This window comes from Streptomyces sp. CB01373, assembly GCF_002803075.1.
Lineage (GTDB): Bacteria > Actinomycetota > Actinomycetes > Streptomycetales > Streptomycetaceae > Streptomyces.
In genome coordinates, this window is sequence record NZ_NNBK01000011.1 from 165,566 (window position 1) to 179,838 (window position 14,273).

Genomic DNA, 14,273 nt, shown 5'->3' on the forward strand with positions numbered 1-14,273 from the left:
TCACATTCCTTCCCTGGTGCTGCGCATGGCACCGAAGCCGGTCAGCCGGACCAGCAGCAGCGACAGCGCGGTGGCGGCCACGACGAGGAAGGACGCGATGGCGCTCGCGTAACCGAAGTCGTAGCTCTTGAAGCCCGCCTCGTACATCAGGTACGGCAGGATCGCGGTGTCCGTCCCGGGGCCGCCCTGGGTCAGGATCAGGACGGTCTCGAAGTAGGTGAGCGAGCCGACGATCATCAGCACGCTGGACGTGGTCGCCGTGTTGCGCAGCTGGGGCAGGGTGATCGAGAAGAACTGGCGGTAGCGGCCGGCGCCGTCGATGGCCGCCGCCTGGTACAGGACCTCCGGGATCTGCCGCGCCCCGCCCTGGTAGATCAGGGTGTGGAAGGGGATGAACTGCCAGCCGCCGACGAAGACGATCGCCAGGAAGGCGCCGGACGTCGAGCCGAACGTGTCCCCGCGGATGATGCCGAAGTTCGGGTCGAGCAGGGAGTAGAAGAGCAGCGCGATCGCCGTCGAGGACAGCAGGAACGGCGTGAAGAAGATCGCGGACAGTACCGCCCGGTTGCGCTGGCGGCCGGCCGCCCAGACCCCCAGCAGCAGCGAGATCACCGTCTGGAAGGTCCAGCTGACCACGGTGAGCAGCACGGTCACCGTGATCGACTGGGTCAGGCGCGGGTCGTTGAACAGCTTCCGCCAGTTGGCCAGTCCCGCCGGTTCGGGGTCGCCCAGGCCGTTCCACGAGGTGAAGGACAGGTAGAAGGCCAGGGCCATCGGTGCGATGGCGAAAAAGGCGAAGAACAGAACGCCGGGCAGGGCCCAGGCGGCGTGCGGGCGACCGGCCCGCACGCCCTGCCCAGGCCTGCCCTTCGTCCCGGTGGAGACCGTCGAACTCACTTCAGCCCCTGGAGCGCGGACACGAACTGGCTCGGGCTCGACTTGCCCACGAACAGCTTGTTGATCTCGGTGAGCATCGGCGTGGAGATGTTCGGGTCGACCGCCTGGTCCCAGCTCAGGGTGAAGGCGGGGGCCTGCTGCACCATCTCGTACTGGAACCTGGCGAACTCGGGGTTGGGAGCGGCGTCCAGCAGCTTGGCCGCGTTGGACGTGGTCGGGATGTCGCCGTTGGCGATCAGGTCCTTGGCGTACTGCTCGGAGGCGCACTCCTTCAGGAACGCGATCGCGGCGTCCTTGTTGGCCGTACGGTTGTTCACCGACCAGTAGTTGGTCGGGTTGCCGACGACGTTGCGGATGTCGCCGGCGCCGCCGTCGAACTTCGGGAACGGACACCAGCCCAGGTTCTTCTTGGCGAAGTCCGGGAACTCGCCGAGCTGCGTGGAGTACTCCCACGAGCCCATCAGGTGCATGGCCGCCTTGCCCTTGGCGAAGACCGCCGGCGCGCCCTTGTTGGTGTACGCCACCGAGCTGAAGCCCTGGCCGAAGGCGCCGTCGTCGATGAGCTGCTTGACCGTCTGGGCGGCCTTGAGGACGGCCGGGTCCCCCCAGCCGGAGGCGTCGCCGTTCTTGATCTTCTCGAAGACCTGGGGCCCGCCGATGCGGTCCACCAGGTACTCCAGCCACATCAGTTCCGGCCAGACGTCGGCGCCGCCGAGCGCGAACGGGGCGATGCCCGCCTTCTTCAGCTTGGCGTTGTTGTCGAGCAGCTGGTCCCAGGTGGTGGGCGGCTGGAGCTTGTGCTCGGCGAACATGGCCTTGTTGTAGAAGAGCATCACCGGCTGCATGCCGCGCATCGGGACGCCGTAGTTGCGGCCGCCGAGCGCCCCGGCCGCGAGCACGGAGGGCAGGAAGCCGCTCTTGAGGACCGGGTCGGACCCGATGGTGTCGGTGAGGTCGATCAGCTGGCCCGCGTCCTTGTACGCCTTGATGGAGCCGCCGCCCCAGTTGAAGAACACGTCAGGGGCGTGCGGCGAGCCCATCGCGGTGCGCAGCTTGGCCGGGTAGTCCGAGCCCGGCACCTTCTCCAGCTGGATCCTGCCGTTCGCCTTCTTGGCCGCGGCGGAGGCGTTGAACCGCTTGACGGCCGCGGACTGCACCTTCACCGCGTCGTCGCCGTACACCATCGCCGTGAGCGTGTCGCCCGAGCCGCCGGAGCCGCTGCCGGAACCGCAGGCGGTAAGGCCCGCGGTGATGAGGGTGGTGGCGCCGGCGCCGAGAAACCAGCGCCTGCTGTAGGACTCCATGTGACGGCACCTCTCACGAATGTCGTGTTCCGAATGTTCGTCTGGCCGAACTCTTCGAGTTGCCGAATGTTTCGTATGGCACTTCGAATGTTCCGGGAACCTAAAGCGGTCGAGGGGGTTCGTCAAGGGGTCGCGCAGAGATACGATCGCGGCCATGAAGCCGACGAAGACCGCAGGAACGCAGACCGCCACGCTCGCCGAGATCGCCCGCGAGGCCGGTGTGTCGGCTCCGACTGTTTCGAAGGTTCTCAACGGTCGTGCCGACGTCGCCCCGACCACCCGTTCCCGGGTCGAGGAACTGCTGCGGGCGCACGGCTACCGGCGCAGGCGGGCGGAGGCGACCCGCTCGCCGCTGATCGACGTGGTCTTCCACGAGCTGGAGAGCGCCTGGGCGATGGAGGTCATCCGGGGCGTGGAGAACGTGGCGCGGGACGCGGGGCTGAGCGTCGTGCTCTCCGAGAGCGCCGGCCGGCTCACTCCCGGGCGGACCTGGGCCGACCAGGTCGCCGCCCGCCGGCCGCACGGCGTGGTCCTGGTGCTGTCCGGGCTCGACGAGTCCCAGCGGGCGCTGCTGACCAGCCGCTCCATCCCGTTCGTGGTGATGGACCCGGCCGGCGACCCGGGCGCCGACGTGCCCTCGATCGGCGCCACCAACTGGCAGGGCGGGCTGGCCGCCACCCGGCACCTGGTGGAGCTCGGGCACACCCGCATCGGCGCCATCAGCGGGCCCTCCCGGATGATGTGCAGCCGCGCCCGCGTCGACGGCTACCGGGCCGCGCTGGAGACGGCCGGGCTGCCGGTGGACCCGTCGCTGATCGTGACCGGCGACTTCCACCACGAGGCCGGCTACCGGCTCGGTCTGAAGCTGCTGCGCCGCGAGGACCGGCCGACCGCCGTCTTCGCGGGCAACGACCTCCAGGCGCTCGGCGTGTACGAGGCGGCGCGCGAACTGGGCCTGCGCGTCCCGGAGGACCTGAGCGTGGTCGGCTTCGACGACCTGCCGGTGGCGCGCTGGGTCGGGCCGCCGCTGACGACCGTGCGCCAGCCGCTGACGGAGATGGCCGAGGCGGCGGCGAAGCTGGTCCTCGACCTCGGGCGCGAGGAGGACGTGCCGGCGGCGACCCGGGTGGAGCTGGCCACGAGTCTGGTGGTGCGCAGCAGCACGGCGGCGCCCGCGAAGTGAAGCCCAAGTGCCCATAGGTTCGGGGAAGATGAGATTTTCCGAAGAAATCGGTCATGGGCGCCTCCCCCTGTCGGGTCCCGCGTGAGTCGGACGTATGTTCCTCCCCGTGAGGGGACACAACAGGGGACATGACAGCGACCGGGGCGACACCGACGGCGACAGCGGGAGCTGGGACGCGGGCGGAGAATCCGGCCGGCGGTCACGGGCCCTGAAGGCCGTGGGACTCGGTCTGACGGGCGTCCTGATGCTGGGCGTCGCGGCGGCGGGCCTCGCGTACTGGCACCTGAACCAGAACATCAAGGGCGTCGACATCAACAGCGCGCTCGGGGACGACCGCCCGCCCAGACCGCTCAGCGCGCCGTCGGCGGGTACGGCCGATCTGCCCAGCGGGGCCCTCAACATCCTGGTCCTCGGCTCGGACTCGCGCAGCGGCGCGCAGAACAAGGAACTCGGCGGCGGCGACAGCGAGGGCGCCCGCTCCGACACCGCGATGATCGTGCACATCGACGCGGGCCGGACCTCGGCCACCGTGGTGAGCATCCCGCGCGACACGCTGGTGACCCGCCCGTCCTGCCCGCTGGAGTCCGGCGGTTCCACGGCGGTGGCCCACTACGCCATGTTCAACAGCGCGTACTCGGTGGGCGGTCCGGTGTGCGCGGTCAAGACGGCCGAGATGCTCACCGGCATCCGCATGGACCACTACGTCGAGATCGACTTCTCCGGCTTCGCGAAGCTGGTGGACGCGATGGGCGGGGTCACCGTCACCACCGAGCTGGACATCGACGACGACAAGAGCCATCTGCACCTGAAGGCCGGCACCCACCATCTGGGCGGCACCGACGCCCTCGCCCTGGCCCGCACCCGGTACGGCGTGGGCGACGGCAGCGACCTGGGCCGCATAGGCCTCCAGCAGACGCTGGTCAAGGCGCTGCTGGAGCAGATGTCCGACTCCGGCCTGCTGAACGACCCCGCCGGGCTCTACCGGGTCGCCGACGCGGTGACCGGCAGCCTGACCACCGACACCGGCCTCGACTCGCTGGGCGAGCTGACGACCCTCGGCGAGAGCCTGCGGGGCCTGTCGGCGCAGAACGTGAAGACGGTGACCATGCCGGTGGTGACGGCCCCGTGGAACCCCAACCGGGTGGTGGCGCAGGAACCGGACGCGGCCGAGCTGTGGACGTCGCTGCGGTGACCTTTGTCCGCGGACCCCTCTGACCTGCTGAAACGCCCTTCGGGAAAAATCTCCGAAGAAATTCCGGGGCGTGTGTCGATTCCGCCGTCCCCTGTTCGACGTACGGGGTGAGAGGCGGGGAGAGGCCCCGCCGGCCGGCCGAGGAGTCACCGATGCCGCGTTACCTGTCGCTTGTGAAGATCGACGAGAGCACCGTGCCCGCCGAGGGGCCCAGCCCCGAGCTGATGCAGCGGATGGGGGAACTGATCGAGGAGGTCACCAAGGCGGGAGTGATGCTGGACACCGCCGGGCTGATGCCGTCCGCGCAGGGCACCAGGGTGCACTGGGAGGGCGGGCGGATCTCCGTCACCGACGGGCCCTTCACGGAGTCGAAGGAGGTCGTCGGCGGCTACGCGTTCATGCAGTGCAAGGACATGGCGGAGGCCGTCGAGTGGGCCAAGCGGTTCCTCAAGGTGCACGAGGAGTTCTGGACGGTGACGTGCGAGGTGCGCGAGATCGCCGAGGGCTGAGTGCTCCTTGGCCCAGGGCCGCCGGGGGTGTTCGATGGTGGGTTGTGGAACAGCAGCACGCCCGGCCCACCGAACCCCCCGGCGCTCTGGAGGAAGACCTCGAGACCGTCTTCCGGCTGGAGTCGCCGCGGGTCGTCGCGGCCGTCGCCCGGATCGTGCGGGACATCGGCATCGCCGAGGAGCTGACGCAGGACGCCCTGGTCGCCGCGCTGGAGCAGTGGCCCCGGGACGGGTTGCCGGGAAACCCCGGCGCCTGGCTGATGACCACTGCCCGGCGCCGGGCAGTGGACCTGGTGCGCCGCCGGGAGCAGTACGCGCACAAGCTCCAGGAGATCGGCCGGAACCTGGAGGCGGTCCCGCCGCCCGAAGAGCCCTCGGCCCCGGACGACATCGACGACGACCTGCTGCGCCTGGTCTTCACCACCTGCCACCCTGTGCTGTCCGCCGAGGCGCGCACCGCCCTCACCCTGCGGCTGCTCGGCGGCCTGACGACGGCCGAGATCGCCCGCGCCTTCCTCGTGCCCGAGTCGACGGTCGCCCAGCGGATCGTGCGCGCCAAACGCCTTCTGGCCCAGCGGAACGTCGCCTTCGAGGTGCCGTACGGCCCCGAGCGCGAGGCCCGGCTCGGCTCGGTCCTCGGCGTCATCTACCTGATCTTCAACGAGGGGTACGCCGCGACGGCCGGCGACGACTGGCTGCGCCCGGGGCTGTGCGAGGACGCGCTGCGCCTGGCCCGGCTGCTGGCCGGCCTGATGCCGAAGGAACCTGAGGCGCACGCCCTGGTGGCCCTCCTGGAGTTCCAGGCCTCCCGCGCCGCCGCCCGCACCGGTCCGCACGGCGAACCGGTGCTGCTCAAGGACCAGGACCGCCGCCGCTGGAACCGCATGCTCATCGCCCGTGGTGTCGCCGCGCTGGCCCGCGCCGACACCACCGGGGCCCCCGGTCCGTACGCCCTGCAGGCTGCCATCGCCGCCTGCCACGCGCGCGCGTACACCTATGAAAAGACCGACTGGCCCGCCATCGTCACCCTGTACGCCCTCCTGGCCGCCCGGTCCCCTTCCCCCGTCGTGGAGCTGAACCGCGCGGTCGCCGTCTCGATGGCAGAGGGACCGGCCCCGGCCCTGGAGATCGTCGACGCCCTGGCTGCCGAACCCGCCCTGCGCGCCTACCACCTGCTGCCCAGCGTCCGCGCGGACCTGCTGAACCGTCTCGGACGCACGGCGGAGGCGCGCGCCGAGTTCGAACGGGCGGCGTCCCTGGCCCGCAACGAGCGGGAGCGGGAACTGCTGTTGAGGCGGGCCGCCGAGAACGGCTGAGGGCGCCCCGGCGGGGTGGTCGCCGCCTCCCGCGGGCGTCAGGCCGCCGGGTGGCCGATCAGCATGGCAGGGGCCCCCGCGACGCGGGTGAGGAACACCGTCGCCGCGTTCTTCCCGTGCGGCTTCGGAAGGACCTTCCTGCGCAGTTCCTCGGGCTCCACCGCCGAGCCCCGCTTCTTCACGGTCAGCGTGCCCACCTCGCGCTCCCGCAGCAGCGCCTTGAGCTTCTTGACGTTGAAGGGCAGCCGGTCGGTGATCTCGTAGGCGGTGGCGTACGGGGTGGGGCGGAGTTCGTCGGCGGTCACGTACGCGATGGTCGCGTCGATCAGGCCGCCGTCGAGCTCCTGGGCGACCTCGGCGACCAGGTGGGCGCGGATGACGGCGCCGTCGGGCTCGTACAGGTAGTGGCCCGGGGTGCGGACCGCGGGGTCGGGCAGGCCGCGGCCGCGCAGGGTGCGCGGGCCGGGCAGCAGGGTGGCCCTGATCAGGCCCGGCTCGGTGCCGAACCACAGCACCGCCTCCTTCACGTCCCCGCCGTCGGAGATCCACTCGGCCTCGGCCTGCGGCGGGACCAGCTCGTGCGGGATGCCGGGGGCGATCTTCAGGGCCGCGCGGGGGGCCCGGAGGGCGGCACCGACGGCCCAGGAAAGCGGCGGCGAGTACGCCTCCGGGTCGAAGATGCGCGCGCCCCGGCCTCCTCCCGCTCTGCGGGCCGGATCCACGAACACCGCGTCGTACGAGGCCGTGTCGACCTCCGTGACGTCCGCCTCGCGCACCTCGATCAGGTCCGCCACCCCGAGCGCCTCGGCGTTCGCGCGGGCCGCGGCGGCGGTCAGCGGGTCCCGGTCCACGGCGAGGACCCGGATCCCGGCGCGGGCGAGGGCGATCGCGTCGCCGCCGATCCCGCAGCACAGGTCCGCGACCGAGGTCACCCCCGACTCCCGCAGCCGGGCCGCCCGGTGGGCCGCCACGCTCGCCCGCGTCGACTGCTCCACGCCGTTCGGCGTGAAGAACATCCGGCCCGCGTCCTCGGCCCCGAACTTCGCGGCCGCCCGCTGCCGCAGCCGGGCCTGGCCGAGCGCCGCCGACACCAGTTCGGCGGGGTGCTCACGGCGCAGCCGGGTGGCGACGGCGAGTTCGTCGGCGGGTTCGGTGCCGCGTACCTCGTCGAGGAGGGCGCGGCCCTCGGGGGTGAGCAGCGAGGCGAAGGCGTGGAGGTGGTCGTTCACCGGCTCATTGTGGGCCAGTCGGTGGACGGTGTGCCTCCGGTCGCGGTGTCGCCCCGGCTTCCGGGCGGTGGGCCTGCGAGGATCCGGCGCCATGAGGCTTGTAGGACAAAACGATAAAAATAGTCCTGAAAGGTTCCTGATGCGCGGGAACCGGATCCGCGGCGGACTCGCGGTGCTCGCCGTCGCCACGCTCGCCTCCGGCTGCGCGGAGCCGGAGGCACAGGTACGCCCGGCCCCCGGCCAGCCGCGCCACCAGGCGCCCGCCGCCCCCGCCCTCGGCTCCTACGCCGACCGCCTGCACATCTCCTACGCGCAGCGGGCGGCCACCGCCAGGCGCTGGGGCCTGGAGCAGGTCCCGCTGATCCCCCCGAAGCCGCCCACGAAGAAACTCAGGGCCACCGCCCGCGCCGGTTTCGAGGTGAACCACCAGGAGGACTGGAACCTGCCCCCGGTCTTCACCACGGTCCCCACCAAGGACAAGGTCGTCTTCCTGACCATCGACGACGGAGCGGAGAAGGACCCGGAGTTCCTGCGGATGATGCGGGACCTGAAGATCCCGTACACCGCCTTCCTCAGCGACTACCTGATCAAGGACGACTACGACTACTTCCGGAAGATGCAGGCCTTGGGGGTCACCCTCAACAACCACACGCTGCACCACCCCTACCTGCCGGGCCTGTCCTACGAGGAGCAGCGCCGGGAGATCTGCGACACGCAGGACATCATGGAGAAGCAGTTCGGCAAGCGCCCGAGGATGATGCGCCCGCCCTACGGCAACTACAACCAGGACACCCTGCGCGCCGCCAAGTCCTGCGGCATCGAGTACGCGCCGATCTGGAACGAGGAGGTCTACGTCGACCACTGGGAGTTCCGCGAGGACGACCAGCGGCTGCGCCCCGGCGACATCGTGCTCACCCACTTCCGCGGCCGGGGCGAGTGGAACGGCACGATGGCCGACGACATGCGCCGGTTCCTGAAGAAGGTCACGGCCGACGGGTACGCGGTGGCCCGGCTGGAGGACTACCTGTGAGGCTGCGGCCCCTCAGGTCCCGGCACGTGGCGGTGGCCCTGCTCGCCGCCTCCCTGCTGGCCGGCTGCGCCACGTCCGTCGACCCCCTCGAACGGCTCGGCCGCAAGGCGGCACAGGGCGTACGGTCGCCGAGCCCGGCGGCGGCCGACCAGGCCTACCGGCGCTGGGGCCTCAGGGCGCCGCTGCCCGCACCGCCGAAGCCGCCGGCCCGTCCGGCGCGCCGCGCCGGCGCCGGCCCGTCGGCCGGCCTGCCCGAGGTCGTGGACCGGATCGCCACCTCCGACCCGGTCGTCTTCCTCACCTACGACGACGGCGCGGAGAAGGATCCGCGGTTCGTCGACATGGTCCGTGAACTGCGGCTGCCGGTCAGCATGTTCCTCACGGACAGTGTCGTCGGACCGGGGTACGGGCACTTCGCGCACCTGATGTCGGTCGGCGCGGACCTGCAGAACCACACCCTGGACCACCCCTCGCTGCGTGGACTGCCCTACGCGGGCCAGCGCGCCGAGATCTGCGGCCAGCGGGACAAGATCCGCTCCCGCTTCGGCGTCACCCCCCGCCTCTTCCGCCCGCCCTACGGCAGATACGACACGACGACCTTGCGCGCCGCCGCCGACTGCGGGGTCTCGGCCGTCGTCCTGTGGCGCGCCGCCACGACGGACACCGGCCTGCGCTTCAGCCACGGCCATCACGAACTGCGCCCCGGCGACATCCTCCTCGTCGCCTCGGACGACGACGACCTCGACGGCCCGCCCCTCCGCGACCGCACGACCCGCCTGCTCCGCACCATCCAGGAAAAGGGCCTGACGGTGGGACGGCTGCAGGACTATCTCTGAGGCGAGTCCGGCAAAAACCAGCCCGTCTGGGGGTCCCCCCTGCTCGAAGAGCTTGGGGGAGCTTGAGGACGAGGCCGTTCAGGCCGACTCGGGGGCCTGGGGGCGAAGCCCCCAGGGACGCCCACACACACCCACAACACCTCGAACGCGCGTTCCCCAAACGCACCCCACCCGCCGACGCGCCACGAGGCAATTGGCACTCCGCTTGACCGAGTGCTAATCGCGGTCATAGTCTCAGGTCTGGCACTCCCCCCTGGAGAGTGCCAACACAGCGACGGGCAGGTCCGGCACCCGCGACGACGGATCGACCTGGTCGCCACCTCAGACAGTTAACCCCGTGAGATCTCCGAAGGGGGAGGTCGGATCGTGACGACCGCCAGCACCAAGGTTGCCATCAAGCCGCTCGAGGACCGCATCGTGGTCCAGCCGCTCGACGCCGAGCAGACCACGGCCTCTGGCCTGGTCATCCCGGACACCGCCAAGGAGAAGCCCCAGGAGGGCGTCGTCCTGGCCGTGGGCCCGGGCCGCTTCGAGGACGGCAACCGTCTTCCGCTCGACGTGAAGGTCGGCGACGTCGTGCTCTACAGCAAGTACGGCGGCACCGAGGTGAAGTACAACAACGAGGAGTACCTCGTCCTCTCGGCTCGCGACGTCCTCGCGATCATCGAGAAGTAGTTCACCCGCTTCTTAACGAAGCCGAAGCAATTCTGCTTGAGCTGCGCCCCTGGCCCCCCGCGACCGATAAGAAGCCGGGCGCCCGGGGCGCAGTGTCTTTCCACCAGATTTCGAGAGGGCTCCCGCTGCCATGGCGAAGATCCTGAAGTTCGACGAGGACGCCCGTCGCGCCCTCGAGCGCGGCGTCAACAAGCTTGCCGACACGGTCAAGGTGACGATCGGCCCCAAGGGCCGCAACGTCGTCATCGACAAGAAGTTCGGCGCGCCCACCATCACCAACGACGGCGTCACCATCGCCCGCGAGGTCGAGATCGAGGACCCGTACGAGAACCTCGGCGCCCAGCTGGTGAAGGAGGTGGCGACCAAGACCAACGACATCGCGGGTGACGGCACCACCACCGCCACCGTGCTCGCCCAGGCGCTCGTGCGCGAGGGCCTGAAGAACGTCGCCGCGGGTGCCTCCCCGGCCGCTCTGAAGAAGGGCATCGACGCCGCGGTCAAGGCCGTCTCCGACGACCTGCACGCCTCGGCCCGCCCGATCGACGAGAAGTCCGACATCGCCGCGGTCGCCGCGCTGTCCGCCCAGGACCAGCAGGTCGGCGAGCTCATCGCCGAGGCGATGGACAAGGTCGGCAAGGACGGCGTCATCACCGTCGAGGAGTCCAACACCTTCGGTCTGGAGCTGGACTTCACCGAGGGCATGGCCTTCGACAAGGGCTACCTGTCCCCGTACTTCGTCACGGACCAGGAGCGTATGGAGGCCGTCCTCGACGACCCGTACATCCTGATCCACCAGGGCAAGATCTCCGCCATCGGGGACCTGCTCCCGCTCCTCGAGAAGATCATCCAGGCGAACGCCTCGAAGCCGCTGCTGATCATCGCCGAGGACGTCGACGGCGAGGCCCTGTCGACCCTGGTCGTCAACAAGATCCGCGGCACGTTCAACGCCGTGGCCGTCAAGGCCCCCGGCTTCGGCGACCGCCGCAAGGCGATGCTCCAGGACATGGCGGTCCTCACCGGCGCCACGGTCATCTCCGAGGAGGTCGGTCTCAAGGTCGACCAGGCCGGTCTTGACGTCCTCGGCTCCGCCCGCCGCGTCACCGTCACCAAGGACGACACCACGATCGTCGACGGCGCCGGCAACAAGGAAGACGTGGTGGGCCGCGTCTCCCAGATCAAGGCCGAGATCGAGAACACCGACTCCGACTGGGACCGCGAGAAGCTCCAGGAGCGCCTCGCGAAGCTGGCCGGCGGCGTGTGCGTGATCAAGGTCGGCGCCGCCACCGAGGTGGAGCTGAAGGAGAAGAAGCACCGTCTGGAGGACGCCATCTCCGCGACCCGCGCCGCGGTCGAGGAGGGCATCGTCTCCGGTGGTGGCTCCGCGCTCGTCCACGCCGTGAAGGTCCTGGAGGGCAACCTCGACAAGACCGGCGACGAGGCCACGGGTGTCGCGGTCGTCCGCAAGGCCGCCGTCGAGCCGCTGCGCTGGATCGCCGAGAACGCCGGCCTCGAGGGCTACGTCATCGTCTCCAAGGTGGCGGAGCTGGAGAAGGGCAGCGGCTACAACGCCGCCACCGGCGAGTACGGCGACCTGGTCAAGGCCGGCGTCATCGACCCGGTCAAGGTCACCCGCTCCGCCCTGGAGAACGCCGCCTCCATCGCCTCCCTCCTGCTCACGACCGAGACCCTGGTCGTCGAGAAGAAGGAAGAGGAAGAGCCGGCCGCAGCGGGCCACGGCCACGGCCACGCCCACTGAGCGCTCCGCTGAACTGAGCCGAACGACCGGTGCCCGGTGCCCCTTCGGGGGTGCCGGGCATCGGTGTTGCCGGACCACGGGGAAGCGTGATCCTGTCCGACTGGTACCAGGAACTCGTACCGGTCGAGTGGTACGGTTCTCCCGTACGAGTCCCGTGGAGGAGGCGCCCGTGTCCATCACCGCCAGCGAGGCCCGCGCCAGGCTTTTCCCGCTGATCCAGCAGGTCAACGACGACCATGAGCCGGTCGAGATCACCTCCAGGGGCGGCAACGCCATACTGATGTCCGCCGACGACTTCCGTTCCTGGCAGGAGACCGTCTACCTGCTGCGCTCGCCGGCCAACGCCGCTCACCTCATGGCGGCCGTCGCCGCGGACAAGGCCGCCGACACCCCGGTGATCACCAAGAGCATGGAGGAGCTGGAGGCTCTGGCGGAGGACGGGGAGTGAGGGACGTACGGTTCCGCCCCAGCGGGTGGGAGGACCTCCTGTACTGGCAGTCCGCCGACAGGAAGCTGTTCCGCAAGCTCGTGCGTCTGATCGGCGAGATCCAGCGCGACCCCTTCACCGGTATCGGAAAGCCGGAGCCGCCGAAGGGCGATCTGTCGGGCTACTGGTCACGCCGGATCGACGACGAGCACCGCCTCGTCTACCGGGCCACGGAGAAGGAAGTCGTGATCATCAAGGCCCGGTACCACTACTGACCTCCAGGCGCTCACCCTTCGCGGCTGCCGGCCCGTCGTCTTCCGGTGGGCCCTGCCTACTGCTCCAACTCGTCCAGCGCGCCGAGCTGTTGCAGCAGTCCCAGTTGGTCGTGCTGCCACCACAGTTCGGTGATCCTGCCGTTGTCGCCGAACCGGAAGACGGTCATGCCGGTCATGGTGACCCGCTTGCCGGTGGGGGCGATGCCGAGGAACTCGCCCCGGTGCGCGGCGGACCAGGTCCAGCGGGCGCAGACCCTTTCGCCCTGCGCCATCAGGTCCTCGACCGTGAAGGAGGCGTCGAAGGCGTCGCGCCACATGCGGAAGTCGCGGCGGATGGCGTCCAGGCCGATGGTGACCTGGGGGTTGACGGGGTCGTGGCTGTGACAGTCCTCGTCGATCAGGTCGTTGAGCGGCGGCAGCTCACCGGCGGTCGTCAGGGTGCCGTAGAAACGGCGTACGAGGGTCGCGCGGAGCGGCTCGTCCCGCACGACGTCCAGGTCCGTGAAGGTGGGCAGTTCGTCGCAGAGGGCGACCAGGCCCCGGAAGATCTCGTCGGTCTCCGGCAGGTTCGAGGTCCGCATCGCCTCCTCGTACGACGGGAACTCCACCAGTTCGACGACATGGGTCCCGTCCGAGCGGTCCTTGCCGACGACCGCGTGCGTCGCGGTCCGCCTGCCCCCGGTCTTCTCCACCCAGGTGTCCAGCAGCCGGTTCATCTCCTCGAACCGGCTCGTCCTGCAGTCGATGAGCTGTACGAAGGTCATGACGCGCCTCCGGTCCCCTGGCCCGGTCCGGTTTTCCGTCGGTGCCATTCTCCCACCGGGGCGCCTCCATCACCTCCGTACCGTCACTGCGGTCCGTACTTGCGGCCCGTCTTCGAGGTGATCCCGCCCAGCAGGCCGCGCGGCGTCACCTTCACCAGGCCCATCAGCGCCTTGTACCGCGGATCCGGGATGGACAGGGTCTTGCCGTGGGCCAGATCCGTCAGCGCCGCCGCGACCAGCTTGTCCGCGTCCAGCCACATCCAGTTCGGGATGTTGTCCGTGCCCATGCCGGCCCGCTCGTGGAACTCGGTGCGCACGAAGCCGGGGCACAGCGCCATCAGCCGTACGCCGCTGCCGGCCAGGTCGCGCGCCGCGCCCTGGGTGAACTGCACGACCCACGCCTTCGACGCGCCGTACGTGCCGCGCGGCACGAAGGCGGCCACCGAGGCCACGTTCACGACCCCGCCCCGGCCGCGCTCGCGCATGGCCGAGGTCGCCGCCGACGTCAGCCGCAGCACCGCCTCGACGTGCACCTTGATCATCCTGAGCTCGTCGGCCATCGACACGTCCAGGAAACGGCCCTTGTTGCCGAAGCCGGCGTTGTTGACCAGCAGGTCCACGGGGTCCTTGCGGTCGCCCAGCCGGGCGGCGACCGTCTCGATGCCCGCGTCCGTCGCCAGGTCGGCCGTCAGCACCTCCGCCTCGATGCCGTGCCGGTCGTGCAGCTCGGTGGCCTGCTCCGTCAGGCGCGCGGTGTCGCGCGCCACCAGCACCAGGTTGTGCCCGTCGGCCGCCAGCCGCCGCGCGAAGGCGGCGCCGATGCCCGCGGTCGATCCCGTAATCAGAGCCGTTGTCATGCCGAAAGGTTAGTGGCCCCCGG

At 70.3% G+C, this 14,273-nt stretch carries 15 protein-coding genes; 10 read left to right on the plus strand and 5 right to left on the minus strand.

Annotation, left to right across the window (positions count from 1 at the left end):
* Positions 1-897, minus strand: a complete 897-nt coding sequence (locus tag CG719_RS18660; RefSeq protein WP_100569785.1) for a carbohydrate ABC transporter permease — start codon at positions 895-897, stop codon at positions 1-3.
* Positions 894-2,201 (minus strand): ABC transporter substrate-binding protein, encoded by a 1,308-nt coding sequence (locus tag CG719_RS18665; RefSeq protein WP_100569786.1) that lies wholly within the window; start codon positions 2,199-2,201, stop codon positions 894-896. Before CG719_RS18665 ends, CG719_RS18660 begins: the two co-directional genes overlap by 4 nt.
* A 154-nt stretch (positions 2,202-2,355) precedes the next feature.
* On the opposite strand from CG719_RS18665, the gene CG719_RS18670 reads away from it, so the two are divergent.
* From CG719_RS18670 to CG719_RS18685, 4 genes are all read left to right on the plus strand, one after another.
* Entirely contained in the window at positions 2,356-3,384 is a 1,029-nt protein-coding gene (locus CG719_RS18670) for a LacI family DNA-binding transcriptional regulator (RefSeq protein WP_100569787.1), read from the plus strand.
* 94 nt (positions 3,385-3,478) lie between these two features.
* Positions 3,479-4,576, plus strand: coding sequence for an LCP family protein (locus CG719_RS18675; RefSeq protein ID WP_100569788.1), 1,098 nt, complete (start codon positions 3,479-3,481; stop codon positions 4,574-4,576).
* A 152-nt stretch (positions 4,577-4,728) separates the two neighbouring features.
* Positions 4,729-5,085 carry a YciI family protein gene (locus CG719_RS18680; RefSeq protein WP_100569789.1) on the plus strand — a complete coding sequence of 119 codons (357 nt, stop codon included), beginning with the start codon at positions 4,729-4,731 and terminating at the stop codon, positions 5,083-5,085.
* A 44-nt stretch (positions 5,086-5,129) separates the two neighbouring features.
* Complete coding sequence (locus CG719_RS18685) at positions 5,130-6,401, plus strand: RNA polymerase sigma factor (RefSeq protein WP_234375636.1); 1,272 nt, start codon at positions 5,130-5,132, stop codon at positions 6,399-6,401.
* Between the two features lie 38 nt (positions 6,402-6,439).
* Here the strand turns inward: CG719_RS18685 and CG719_RS18690 are convergent, their stop codons facing one another.
* On the minus strand, positions 6,440-7,630 hold the full coding sequence (locus CG719_RS18690; protein ID WP_442802732.1) for a class I SAM-dependent methyltransferase: 1,191 nt from the start codon (positions 7,628-7,630) through the stop codon (positions 6,440-6,442).
* Between the two features lie 91 nt (positions 7,631-7,721).
* Here CG719_RS18690 and CG719_RS18695 point away from each other — a divergent pair, with 91 nt between their 5' ends.
* The 6 genes from CG719_RS18695 (at position 7,722) to CG719_RS18720 (ending at position 12,629) form a co-directional block, all read left to right on the plus strand.
* Complete coding sequence (locus CG719_RS18695; protein WP_376492643.1) at positions 7,722-8,660, plus strand: polysaccharide deacetylase family protein; 939 nt, start codon at positions 7,722-7,724, stop codon at positions 8,658-8,660.
* The gene (locus CG719_RS18700) at positions 8,657-9,496 is read left to right on the plus strand and encodes a polysaccharide deacetylase family protein (RefSeq protein ID WP_100569791.1); all 840 of its coding nucleotides are present in this window, start codon (positions 8,657-8,659) and stop codon (positions 9,494-9,496) included. Before CG719_RS18695 ends, CG719_RS18700 begins: the two co-directional genes overlap by 4 nt.
* 366 nt (positions 9,497-9,862) lie before the next feature.
* A complete protein-coding gene (gene groES / locus CG719_RS18705; protein ID WP_100569792.1) occupies positions 9,863-10,171 on the plus strand; it encodes a co-chaperone GroES in 309 nt (102 codons plus the stop codon).
* 130 nt (positions 10,172-10,301) lie between these two features.
* Complete coding sequence (gene groL, locus CG719_RS18710) at positions 10,302-11,927, plus strand: chaperonin GroEL (RefSeq protein WP_100569793.1); 1,626 nt, start codon at positions 10,302-10,304, stop codon at positions 11,925-11,927.
* Between the two features lie 169 nt (positions 11,928-12,096).
* Entirely contained in the window at positions 12,097-12,375 is a 279-nt protein-coding gene (locus tag CG719_RS18715) for a type II toxin-antitoxin system Phd/YefM family antitoxin (protein WP_100569794.1), read from the plus strand.
* Entirely contained in the window at positions 12,372-12,629 is a 258-nt protein-coding gene (locus CG719_RS18720; RefSeq protein ID WP_100569795.1) for a Txe/YoeB family addiction module toxin, read from the plus strand. Before CG719_RS18715 ends, CG719_RS18720 begins: the two co-directional genes overlap by 4 nt.
* 56 nt (positions 12,630-12,685) lie before the next feature.
* On the opposite strand, the gene CG719_RS18725 is transcribed toward CG719_RS18720, so the two are convergent.
* Both CG719_RS18725 and CG719_RS18730 read right to left on the minus strand, forming a co-directional pair.
* The gene (locus CG719_RS18725) at positions 12,686-13,393 is read right to left on the minus strand and encodes an ester cyclase (RefSeq protein ID WP_100569796.1); all 708 of its coding nucleotides are present in this window, start codon (positions 13,391-13,393) and stop codon (positions 12,686-12,688) included.
* Positions 13,394-13,476: 83 nt separating this feature from the next.
* Positions 13,477-14,250: an SDR family NAD(P)-dependent oxidoreductase gene (locus CG719_RS18730; RefSeq protein WP_100569797.1), complete on the minus strand. Its 774-nt coding sequence runs from the start codon at positions 14,248-14,250 to the stop codon at positions 13,477-13,479.
* Positions 14,251-14,273: the final 23 nt, after the last annotated feature.

Coding starts and splice junctions, on each gene's coding strand:
- CG719_RS18665 (WP_100569786.1), bottom strand. CDS start 2,201: ATGGAGTCCTACAGCAGGCGCTGGTTTCTCGGCGCCGGCGCCACCACC.
- CG719_RS18670 (WP_100569787.1), top strand. CDS start 2,356: ATGAAGCCGACGAAGACCGCAGGAACGCAGACCGCCACGCTCGCCGAG.
- CG719_RS18675 (WP_100569788.1), top strand. CDS start 3,479: ATGTTCCTCCCCGTGAGGGGACACAACAGGGGACATGACAGCGACCGG.
- CG719_RS18680 (WP_100569789.1), top strand. CDS start 4,729: ATGCCGCGTTACCTGTCGCTTGTGAAGATCGACGAGAGCACCGTGCCC.
- CG719_RS18695 (WP_376492643.1), top strand. CDS start 7,722: ATGAGGCTTGTAGGACAAAACGATAAAAATAGTCCTGAAAGGTTCCTG.
- groL (WP_100569793.1), top strand. CDS start 10,302: ATGGCGAAGATCCTGAAGTTCGACGAGGACGCCCGTCGCGCCCTCGAG.
- CG719_RS18725 (WP_100569796.1), bottom strand. CDS start 13,393: ATGACCTTCGTACAGCTCATCGACTGCAGGACGAGCCGGTTCGAGGAG.
- CG719_RS18730 (WP_100569797.1), bottom strand. CDS start 14,250: ATGACAACGGCTCTGATTACGGGATCGACCGCGGGCATCGGCGCCGCC.